We start from the raw sequence: 10,377 nt of genomic DNA, 5'->3' as shown, positions 1-10,377 counted from the left end.
ACGCTTCCAAGCCAACTTCTTCCGTTTAGCTACGAGTAGCAAATTATTGCCATAACCCAGCCATAATCTGTTACTCTAGGCTATACTCAGAAGTTAACTAGCTTGTCAGCGCTCTAAACGCGTTCCTTGAGCAATCTTCTCCGTCTAACTACATAATGACAATCGTGGTCAAGACCAACCACAATTATCATTATTAGGTTATACTCGAAGATTAAACGCCCAAGTCACGCTCTAACGAAAACGCGCTTCCAAGCCAACTTCTTCCGTCTAGCTACAAATGATGAACCATGACTAAAAGGCAGTCATAATTCATCATTTTAGGCTATACTCAGAAGTTAACCAGGCTTGTCAGCGCTCTTTATGTTTGAGCCCCACCCCCGTTACTGCACTTAGGATTGAGAAGATTGGGGAGAGGATGCTGAAGAAGCAGAATGGTAGGTAGCTGAGGGTTGGGACGCCTAGTGTGTTGGCGGCGAAGACGCCGGCGACGCCCCATGGAATCAGGTAGTTGATGACGGTGCCGCCGTCTTCTAGGGCACGGCCGAGGGCGAGGTTGCTTAAATCAGATTTTTCAAAAGTTGATTTGAAAGCCTTGCCGGGCAGAATCACGGATAGGAATTCTTCACCGATAAAGAGGTTGACGCCAATGCCGGAAGCAATCACCGCGCTGATCAATTGACCAGGGGTTTGCAAATGTTTGGCCAAGGGCGTCATCACGCGTTCGATTAAACCGAGTCGCATTAGCAAGCCGCCTAAGGTTAAGGTGAGGATGATTAAGGCGACGGTGCTGAGCATACTGTTAATACCACCGCGTGAGAGTAAAGCGTTGATGCTTTGGTTGCCAGTATGCGCAACGAAGCCGTTTTCGATGAGGTTGGCGATGGTTTGGAGCGATGTGTGGGGATTGTGGAAAAAGACGAGGCCGATTGAAACGGCAATATTCAAAAATAACGTGGGAATCGCCGGCATTTTTAAACGGGCACAAACAAAAATTAAGATAATTGGAATTAAGGCCAATAAACTAATGTGTGAATTAGCTTTCAAAATCGCGACGGTTGTGTGAATCTTGGTCAACGAAGCGTCTTGTGACGTGTGGCCAATAATGGCGTATAGAATTAGGGCGCCGACAAAGGCAGGAATCGTGGACCACATCAGGTTCTTGATGTGATCGAACAAATCGGTTTCGGTAACGGCGGCCGTTAAATTAGTTGATTGAGATAAGGGGGATGATTTATCACCGAAAATCGCGCCGGAAATAATCGCGGCAGCAACAATTGTCGTATCTAAACCGAGGGTAGCGCCAATCCCGAAGAAGGCGATGCCGACCGTTGAAATCACGGTAAAAGCACTACCGATGGCACTCCCAACGAGCGCGCAGACGACGAAAATCGACGGGATGAACCAATGCACGTTGACGATTTGAAACCCCCAAACCATCAAGGTTGGAATTACGCCGGCTGCCATCCAAGTACTGATCAGCGCGCCGACTAGAATGAAGATAATGATTGGGATAATCCCGCTTTTGAGACCATCTTCAATCCCACCATGAATCTCGGCCCATTCAAAACGGTGAATGCGGGCCCACAACATTAATAAAGCAATCGTGGCAAGTACTGGGGTTTGGGGTGATAAATGAAAAATAATCACGCCGCTGCCCATAATGATTAACATTCCGATTAAGACCAAGCTGGCCTCTAGTAAACTAATTGATTTTTTTGACATGCTAAAACATCCTTTTCATATTGTAATCTAAGGTTGAATCGTCAAAAAATAATATCGTAATAAGCCGCCGCAAGTTCGTTGTTGCATATCGGTCTCCTCCGCTTCCACAAAAAAATCCCTACCTCGCATATGCGAAATAGGGACGATCAGGAAACCGCGGTACCACCCAGTTAATTCACCAATTTTAAGACAGTGAACCACTCTGACAGGGGATAACGGACCTGTTACGACCGAAACTAGCATTCAGTATTTCGACAACATTACCCTGATCGGTTCGCAGCAACCACCGACTTCCTGACCCACAGATAATGCACTACTTGGTTTGAATGACACGTGTTTAAGAATTGTTATTAAATTTACGATAGATAACTATAAAAGTCAAGCAGCAAGTTTTAGAAAAAATTGCTATCTTTGAAATTATGGCTATAATCAATTTGGAAGTCACTAGGATTAATCCCGGTTAGTTGGACGAATCGCGCTTCGAATTCTGGAATCGGAAAATCGGTCCAAATCCGAAAACTATTTTTAGTGTAGGTCGCCCAATCGCAGATCTGGGTGATTTTTGGATAATCATGTAGATCAGCTGGGGTGTCACTGATGAATTGAATCAGATAGTCATAGGCTTCAGCTTGTTCTGAGACGGTGGAGAATGCGTGGAAATAATCGCGAATTGTCATAGGGCTACCAACTTTCAACTGTGTGAATTTCAACACTAATTATAAAGAAAAAAGTGGTCTAGGACTAATTTTTTGCCTATCCTTAACCGAAATATAAAGTTTAAGCGCGCTAAAAAGTTGATTCAAAGGAGTTTTAAGGGATGATAATCACAACCAATCAATTATTAATTCGGGCATTTCAATCAAACGACACGGAAGCGGTCTACCAAATTGGTAGCAATCCAGAGCTGACGCAACCGTTGAATATGACGGCGTTTCAATCTGACGCAGAAGCCCAACGTTTTTTACAGATGTTGCAAACGGATCCGGATGCTTGGGCGCTGACCTTGAAAACGACGCAAGAAGTTTGTGGGATTGTGATGTTGGCACCGAATTTAGCGGCCGACCAAGTCAGTGTGGCCGGCTATGAATTGAGTTTTGCGCTCTTACCAGCCTTTCAAAAACACGGGTTGATGAGCACCGCATTGCCTGCGATCATGCAACATTATCAGCAAACACAAGCGGTGACGGTTTTTAACGCCGCGTGCTTCTTAGACAACCGCGATTCACAAAAACTATTGCTTAAATTAGGCTTTCAAGCAGACTATCAAACTCAATTACCAGCCTATTTAGGCGGTCAAACCGTGCAGTACTTTCGTTATTTAATTATCTGAAAGTCCACAAGATTAAAAAGAAAGTGCTTTCATTAAAATGCCATGTTAAATGCTCTTTTTATCACTAACCTGTGGTATAATCGGAATGAAAGACAAATGGGGGTTATCAAATGGCGAATGAAAATGACCAAGCCTTTGCAAGAAAACTGGCAAAAATTGAGGCGGATTCTAGTTTAACGATTCTATCGAGTATGAATCAAGCGAATGATGAGAAAGTTAATCAGTACATCGTGTATACTGATTATCGAGAAGGTAGTCAACAAACAACTAATTCAGTTTTTGTGTACACACCGTACGCTAATGTGGACAAGTTCGGTCATTCTAAGGTCGAATTTCAAGCGCAACTCTTATTTGAAACGAACAAATGGAAAAAACAAATGCACATGACGGTTTTAGAAACGTTAGGTGCTGAAACACGCTTAGCCGTTTATGATTTCCAAAACCTCGGTCTAGCACAATTAGCATTAAAAGCATTTTGTAATTTAGCCAATAAAGCTGAAATTGAACAAATTAATGGTAATATTAGTACGTTCGATCAAGAAAGTTTTAAAAAGGTCGCACATATTCTAAAGAAATATGATTTCGAGGTTCAAGCAGAACCAGACCAAGCTTCAGGGACCTTCATCAAAAAAAGGGGATAAGACTGATGCAACTGACACGGGCTTTTGAACAAGCAACTTGCATTATTGTATTGCTAGCAACTCAGGATCCGGAACACCCAATCTCATCAGAAGTCATCCATCATCGTTTGGGTGGCTCGCAGACATACTTACGCAAGATTATTCGACGGTTAGTCGTGGCGGGATTGGTTAAATCGGCTTCTGGGAATAGCGGTGGTTTCACTTTGGCACGTCCATCGAGTGAAGTCTCAATATACGACGTTGTTTTAGCCACCGAAGGTCAGATCAAGTCTTATCCAGATTCCGGCAAATTGGATACCGTCTTCAACGATTTCCAACCGGTTGCCAAACAAGGAACGCTGATTATTAACGCAGCGTTCCACAAAGCCGATATGTTATGGGCCAACGAATTGAAGAAACAAACCGTTTCAGCGTTAATTATCGAAACCATCGGCCACGAAGCAATCCCAGTCATCGACTGGAACCAATCGGCCGAACAACGCGAAATGTTGATCCAGAAAGTCATTAAAAATTTAAAGTAGAGCGCTGACTGAGCTGGTCAGCTTCTGAGTATAGCCTAAAATAAAGAATTATGACTGGTTTTTAGTCATGATTCTTTATTTGTAGCTAGACGGAAGAAGCTAGCTCAAGAAGCGCGTTTAAGATGAGAGTGCTTTTGGTTGCGGTAGCAACTGAGCATTAATTATAAATAACCGGTAATCTTGTACTTAAGATTACCGGTTATTTTAGATTAAGCGGAAGTTGTTGCAACCAAAAGCGCGTTTTGGTTAGAGTGCTCATCCATGTGGTAAGTTCTGAGCATTAGCCTAGTTTCGTGAATAAAGTCTGGGTTATGGACTTTGTTTGCGAAACGTAGCTAAGCACAGGGACTTGCATGGATTAGCACGTTAAAAAAGTGCACCCATCCGTTCTGATTATCAATTAAACAGTAACGATAGTAGTAACCGGTCATCTTGATTTTAAGATTACCGGTTATTTTTGATTAGCAAAAATATATTGGTATCGGAATAAATGCTTGTTCCAAAAACTAAACTAGCACTAAAAACAGCAAGAATCGTGTTATTCGTAAGAATTGGTCTTTGTTTTTTGGTGGTTCATTAATTTATGATGAGATTAGCGATTAGTGGCCGAAAATGGTTATTTCGGGGTAATATTTGCAGGAAATGAATAAATAAAATTGTAAAAAATGACGAGAAAGCCGTCTGTAGCAATGAAAGGTTGCGTGCTAAATAACATGGCGCCATTAATTTAACGGCAGACTCTAATTAAACAATCGATTTACGTGGTGGGAGTGGTCTTACGTCAAGAGGATCAACCAGCCGTTAAACCCAATCTACGCTTGCAGACGGTTAAACAGGGCTTAGTTAATTCGCACACGGCGATTCTTGCTAACTTGCAAAACACCCGCGCTGAATCACTCGGCGAAATGGATGTGAAAGCTGAAATTCGTAAAGTAGGCCAATCAAAGGTGCTGTATCAAAATCACAAAACAGACTTACAGATGGCGCCCAACTCGAATTTTAATTACGGTATTGATTTGAAGAATAAACCGTTAAAAGCGGGACGTTATCAACTTAAAATGACGATTAAAGGTAACAAGGGCAGCTGGGTTCTGACCAAGGAATTCACAATTACCCGTCAACAAGCGAATAAGTACAATGATAAAGCGGTCGAATTACCAAAGACGAATTGGTGGCCATACATCATTATCGGCTTACTAGCAGTAATCATCTTGTTCTTAATCTGGTTACTATGGAAACGTCGTAAAAATGATGAAGATGAACCAACGGAATAATGATTAATATAGAAGGAAGTCGATCACGAGCTATGTGATTGGCTTTTTTTATGGGAAGTATCTGGCTCATTTAGAGGGCAATTGAGCCAGATACTGGATGAGATGACCTAGATAATATGGTAAGCTAATCACAATTAAGGAGTGGTCAAATGCTTGAAACGAGTCAGGTCTATTTAATGGGAACGGTGATCGATATTCAAATTGAAGCCGACCAACCGGCACCAATTATTGCGCTAGTTGAACGACGATTAGCGGAATATGAACACCGTTTTAGCGCCAATGATGACACTTCCGAACTGATGGCGGTCAATTTAGCCGCTGGTCAACAAGCGGTGACGGTCGCACCAGAACTCTACCAATTAATCAAACTAGGCAAACAACATAGTTTGGCTGCGAATGGTAATTTGAACATCACGATTGGGCCGTTAGTTCAAACTTGGCGGATTGGTTTTGATGATGCGCGGGTGCCGAGTGCGGCCGAAATTACGGCGGTCATGCAGTTAGTTGATCCACGCCAGATTGAACTGAACGATGATACCCACCAAGTCCGCTTGGCTAAAGCGGGGATGGCGATTGATTTAGGCGCGTTGGCGAAAGGTTATATCGCTGATTTAATCATGGTCGAACTCAAGACTTTGCCGGTTCAATCAGCCTTAATCAATCTCGGCGGTAATATCGTAGCTTATGGGCCGAATCAACGCCAATCTGATGGCAACTGGCGGATTGGGATTCAAGATCCGCGTGAACCCCGTGACGTCTATTTGGACGTGGTGCTGGTGCAGAATCAATCGGTCGTCACGTCGGGAATCTATGAACGCCATTTAGAACGCAACGGTCAGACTTATCATCACATCTTCGACCGACAGACCGGTTATCCGATTCAAACCGATCTATTGAGTTTGACGATTATCAGTGATTTATCAGTCACCGGTGAAATTTGGACGACCCGTTTATTCGGTTTACCCGATGCCGAAATTCTAGTTCAGGTTAACGCGACGCCGGGAATTGAAGGCATTCTTGTGACAGCGAATGGCACGATTATGAAGTCGAACGGCTTAGTTTAAAATGATTGATTTTGTAAATGAAATTGATTACCATTAAGAAGGTATATTTGTTTATTTAATCACATACTCTTCGGAAAGAAGTTGATATAGATGAAACAGTTCATCGGAATTGTGGGTAGTAATTCACGTCAATCGACGAATAGGGAACTATTGCAATTTATGCAACAGCGGTTTGAATCGGAAGCGACGATTGAAATCATTGATTTGAATCAGATTCCGTTATTCGATAAACCAAGCGATTTTCAAGTGCCGGCAGCCGTGACTGAGATTGCGGCTAAAATCACCGCAGCGGACGGTGTGATTATCAGCACACCAGAGTACGATCATTCAGTCCCAGCCGTCTTAACGAGTTTGTTAGCGTGGTTATCGTATAAGATTTATACGTTGCTCGATAAACCGGTGATGATTATCGGTGCGTCGTATGGTGGTTTGGGTTCATCGCGGGCGCAAAGTCATTTACGCCAGATTTTGGATGCACCCGAAATTAAAGCACGCGTAATGCCTAGTTCTGAATTCTTATTGGGCAATTCGTTAGCCGCGTTTGATGAACACGGTCAATTGAAATCTGCGGATCAAGTTCAGAAGCTCGATGGTTTATTGGCCGATTTTCTCGTGTTTGTTGGGATTACCGAACAACTTAATCATGCGCATGAGATGGCTCAAAAAGAAGCGGCCCATTTTTCGTGGGAGAATCTATAGATAGAACGGAGTGTTTCAGATGAAGTTAGTTGGAATTGTTGGTTCGAATGCTGAACAATCTTATAATCGGTTATTGTTGAAATATATCGCCACCCATTTTGCAGAAATCGTTGACGTTGAAGTGCTTGAGATTCGCGATGTGCCTATGTTTAGTCAAGATGATGATCAAAGTGCCAATCCGGCGATTCAATATTTAAATCGTAAGATTATGGCTGCGGATGGGGTCATCATTGCCACACCGGAACATAATCATACGATTCCCGCCAGTTTGAAAAATACGTTGGAATGGTTGTCTTATCAACTCCACCCGCTTGATGGTAAACCAGTGATGATTGTCGGCGCATCGTATTACGATCAAGGTTCATCGCGGGCGCAATTGCATTTACGCCAAGTGCTAGATGCACCAGGGGTCAACGCGGTCGTGATGCCTGGCAATGAATTCTTGCTAGGGACGGTTAAAGAAGCGTTCGACGATGCCCATAATTTGAAAGACGCGGACACGGTCGCCTTTTTACAAACTTGTCTGGGTAAATTCCTGCAATTTGTTAAAGTCACACAGGCGATGAATCAGCCCCAACCAGAAGAGTTGCCAACTGAAGATTTAACGGCGAGTGGTTCAATTGACACGACCATCGAAGGCATCGATAAAGAAGCTGAAGATTGGGTCGAACAAGCGGCCGCCAAAGTCGGTGCGATTTCGGGTAATCAATACGTGCAACTTGACCGCGGGATATTAACCGTCGATCAACTCAACGCACTATTGGCGTCATTGCCAATGGAAATTACCTATGCTGACAGCAATAATCAATCGCTCTACTATAATTTAAACCGCCAACCGGCAGACGAGATGTTCGCACCACGCCAACCCGGTCAAGCCGGTAATCCGTTGGCGAAATGTCATCCGAAGGCCGCACAAAAACACGTTGAATGGGTGATTCAACAATTACGGGCTGGTAAACAAGATGTCGTCCGGATGCACGTGCCTAAGCATGGGGATGACCAATTCGTGGTCCATAACTATCAAGCATTGCACGCGACAGATGGCCAATATATGGGAATTAATGAATACATCCTCGATTTCAAACCGATTGTTGATTGGTACTTGGCGCAAACAGGGCAAACTTTAGCGGGCGGTCAAGTTGACGCGGTTTCGAGCGCTTCGAAAACCCAATCAGCTCCGGCAGCGTCCGCAGAACCAACGATGCCAGTTGTAGATGCCGTTTCAAGTGCATCGAAAAAATCATAAAGGTGATTGACGGACTTGGTGAAGTTCGTTATACTGAATTTTAACAAGATAAGAGGTCGCAAAAACCAAGAGTAAGTCTTTTCAGTTGATTAAGCAACGATGAGGAAGGGTGAAAGGGGAATTTGCCGAAATGTCGGTTGGCTTAATGCAATTGATGTTGGGACTTGGTTGAATAAATCAAGAACTGTCGCAACAAATTGTTGCGGGGCGCTATCAACGGTTGAAATGAGACGTAGAGTCTTTTTGTCGTTTTTAGTAGACAAAAAGACTCTTTTTGTTTGCTAATCGACACAGAGTTGGTGCGATTTTCTTGAAACTATGAAGAAAAGAGCGAAAGAAATATGGCACAAAATGAAATGAAACGTGAGCTTAAGACCCGACATCTGTCGATGATTGCCTTAGGTGGGAGTATTGGGACTGGGTTATTCGTCACAAGTGGTTCGGCGATTGCCAAAGCGGGTCCCGGTGGTGCGCTATTGGCGTATTGTGGGATTGGGATTATGGTCTTCTTCTTGATGACCAGTTTAGGAGAAATGGCGACGTATTTACCCGTTTCGGGGTCGTTTTCAACTTATGCAACGCGCTTTGTCGATCCAGCGCTCGGTTTTGCGTTGGGCTGGAATTATTGGTTTAATTGGGCGATTACTTTAGCGGTCGATGTGAGTACCGCCGCAATTGTTATGCAGTTCTGGTTACCAGACATTCCCGGTTGGATTTTTAGTTCCGTCGCGTTATTCTTAATTTTCTTAATTAATTTGATTAGTGTTAAATCATTCGGTGAAACTGAATATTGGTTTGCCTTAATTAAAGTCGTGACGGTCTTCATCTTCTTGGCCATCGGATTATTGACGATTCTGGGGATCATGGGTGGTCATCGGACTGGTTTGAGTAACTTCACGTACCATAAAGCACCATTTGTTGGCGGCATGCCAATGATTCTGAGTGTCTTCGTTGTCGCTGGATTCTCGTTCCAAGGGACCGAATTAATTGGGATTACAGCCGGCGAATCTAAGACGCCTGAAAAGAGTATTCCGAAGGCCATCAAACAAGTTTTCTGGCGGATTTTATTATTCTACATCCTATCAATCTTCGTGATTGCTTGTTTAATTCCTTACGACAGTCATTCATTATTGGGCGCTAGCGAAAGTAATATTGCCGTTAGTCCATTTACCTTAGTTTTCAAACGTGCTGGTTTAGCGTCGGCTGCCAGCATTATGAACGCAGTGATTTTAACGTCCGTTCTATCGGCCGCTAATTCAGGGATGTACGCTTCAACGCGGATGTTATGGGCAATGGCTGAACAAGGTTTTGCTTCTAAGATTTTCGCTAAGACTAACAACCGTGGGATTCCGATTGCTGCGCTAATTGGGACAACGATTGTTGGTGCGTTAACCTTTGTCACGAGTATCTTCGGTGATCGGATTTATTTATTCTTAGTCGCTGCCAGTGGGCTAACCGGTTTTATCGCATGGCTCGGGATTGCCGTGTCACATTATCGTTTCCGACGTGCTTTCAAAGCGCAAGGCCATGAAGTTAGTGAACTGAAATACCACGCTCGTTGGTTCCCATTTGGCCCAATCTTTGCATTGTTCCTATGCGTATTGGTGATTGTCGGCCAAGATATCCAAGCCTTCAAGAACTTCGATTGGACTGCCATCGGAGTCAGCTACATGAGTATTCCATTATTCATCGTGCTATTTACTTATTACAAAATTAAACATAAAACAAAGCTGATTCCACTAGAAGAAGTGGATTTGAAAAAATAGATCGCTGACAAGCCTGGTTAACTTCTGAGTATAGCCTAGAGTAACAGATTATGGCTGGGTTATGGCAATAATTTGCTACTCGTAGCTAAACGGAAGAAGTTGGCTTGGAAGCGT

10 protein-coding genes and 1 riboswitch are annotated in these 10,377 nt (G+C 43.4%); of the genes, 8 read left to right on the top strand and 2 right to left on the bottom strand.

The window, feature by feature from the left end:
- Positions 1–348 precede the first annotated feature (348 nt).
- Both nhaC and LFUMFP_RS09095 read right to left on the bottom strand, forming a co-directional pair.
- Positions 349–1,722 carry a Na+/H+ antiporter NhaC gene (nhaC, locus tag LFUMFP_RS09100; protein WP_025083980.1) on the bottom strand — a complete coding sequence of 458 codons (1,374 nt, stop codon included), beginning with the start codon at positions 1,720–1,722 and terminating at the stop codon, positions 349–351.
- A gap of 392 nt (positions 1,723–2,114) precedes the next feature.
- Positions 2,115–2,399 carry a hypothetical protein gene (locus LFUMFP_RS09095; protein ID WP_106483501.1) on the bottom strand — a complete coding sequence of 95 codons (285 nt, stop codon included), beginning with the start codon at positions 2,397–2,399 and terminating at the stop codon, positions 2,115–2,117.
- 140 nt (positions 2,400–2,539) lie between these two features.
- Between LFUMFP_RS09095 and LFUMFP_RS09090 the strand changes: the two genes are divergently transcribed.
- From LFUMFP_RS09090 to LFUMFP_RS09055, 8 genes are all read left to right on the top strand, one after another.
- The gene (locus LFUMFP_RS09090) at positions 2,540–3,052 is read left to right on the top strand and encodes a GNAT family N-acetyltransferase (protein ID WP_025083978.1); all 513 of its coding nucleotides are present in this window, start codon (positions 2,540–2,542) and stop codon (positions 3,050–3,052) included.
- Between the two features lie 110 nt (positions 3,053–3,162).
- Positions 3,163–3,693, top strand: coding sequence for a hypothetical protein (locus tag LFUMFP_RS09085; protein WP_025083977.1), 531 nt, complete (start codon positions 3,163–3,165; stop codon positions 3,691–3,693).
- 5 nt (positions 3,694–3,698) lie between these two features.
- Positions 3,699–4,214, top strand: coding sequence for an Rrf2 family transcriptional regulator (locus LFUMFP_RS09080; protein WP_025083976.1), 516 nt, complete (start codon positions 3,699–3,701; stop codon positions 4,212–4,214).
- 764 nt (positions 4,215–4,978) lie between these two features.
- Positions 4,979–5,488 (top strand): DUF3324 domain-containing protein, encoded by a 510-nt coding sequence (locus LFUMFP_RS09075; protein ID WP_233210645.1) that lies wholly within the window; start codon positions 4,979–4,981, stop codon positions 5,486–5,488.
- Positions 5,489–5,637: 149 nt separating this feature from the next.
- Entirely contained in the window at positions 5,638–6,552 is a 915-nt protein-coding gene (locus tag LFUMFP_RS09070) for an FAD:protein FMN transferase (protein ID WP_025083974.1), read from the top strand.
- Positions 6,553–6,642: 90 nt separating this feature from the next.
- The gene (locus LFUMFP_RS09065; protein ID WP_106483499.1) at positions 6,643–7,251 is read left to right on the top strand and encodes an NADPH-dependent FMN reductase; all 609 of its coding nucleotides are present in this window, start codon (positions 6,643–6,645) and stop codon (positions 7,249–7,251) included.
- Between the two features lie 19 nt (positions 7,252–7,270).
- The gene (locus LFUMFP_RS09060) at positions 7,271–8,497 is read left to right on the top strand and encodes an NAD(P)H-dependent oxidoreductase (RefSeq protein WP_025083972.1); all 1,227 of its coding nucleotides are present in this window, start codon (positions 7,271–7,273) and stop codon (positions 8,495–8,497) included.
- Positions 8,498–8,539: 42 nt separating this feature from the next.
- Positions 8,540–8,717: riboswitch (Lysine riboswitch) on the top strand.
- Between the two features lie 121 nt (positions 8,718–8,838).
- Positions 8,839–10,263 carry an amino acid permease gene (locus LFUMFP_RS09055; RefSeq protein ID WP_025083971.1) on the top strand — a complete coding sequence of 475 codons (1,425 nt, stop codon included), beginning with the start codon at positions 8,839–8,841 and terminating at the stop codon, positions 10,261–10,263.
- Positions 10,264–10,377 lie beyond the last annotated feature (114 nt).

The organism is Latilactobacillus fuchuensis, assembly GCF_900258455.1.
Classification (GTDB): domain Bacteria; phylum Bacillota; class Bacilli; order Lactobacillales; family Lactobacillaceae; genus Latilactobacillus; species Latilactobacillus fuchuensis.
The sequence above is the reverse complement of the archived record's forward strand: the minus strand, read 5'-3'. Positions and strand labels throughout refer to the sequence as shown.

Coding starts and splice junctions, on each gene's coding strand:
- LFUMFP_RS09060 (WP_025083972.1), top strand. CDS start 7,271: ATGAAGTTAGTTGGAATTGTTGGTTCGAATGCTGAACAATCTTATAAT.
- LFUMFP_RS09055 (WP_025083971.1), top strand. CDS start 8,839: ATGGCACAAAATGAAATGAAACGTGAGCTTAAGACCCGACATCTGTCG.
- LFUMFP_RS09095 (WP_106483501.1), bottom strand. CDS start 2,399: ATGACAATTCGCGATTATTTCCACGCATTCTCCACCGTCTCAGAACAA.
- nhaC (WP_025083980.1), bottom strand. CDS start 1,722: ATGTCAAAAAAATCAATTAGTTTACTAGAGGCCAGCTTGGTCTTAATC.
- LFUMFP_RS09065 (WP_106483499.1), top strand. CDS start 6,643: ATGAAACAGTTCATCGGAATTGTGGGTAGTAATTCACGTCAATCGACG.
- LFUMFP_RS09085 (WP_025083977.1), top strand. CDS start 3,163: ATGGCGAATGAAAATGACCAAGCCTTTGCAAGAAAACTGGCAAAAATT.
- LFUMFP_RS09090 (WP_025083978.1), top strand. CDS start 2,540: ATGATAATCACAACCAATCAATTATTAATTCGGGCATTTCAATCAAAC.
- LFUMFP_RS09080 (WP_025083976.1), top strand. CDS start 3,699: ATGCAACTGACACGGGCTTTTGAACAAGCAACTTGCATTATTGTATTG.
- LFUMFP_RS09070 (WP_025083974.1), top strand. CDS start 5,638: ATGCTTGAAACGAGTCAGGTCTATTTAATGGGAACGGTGATCGATATT.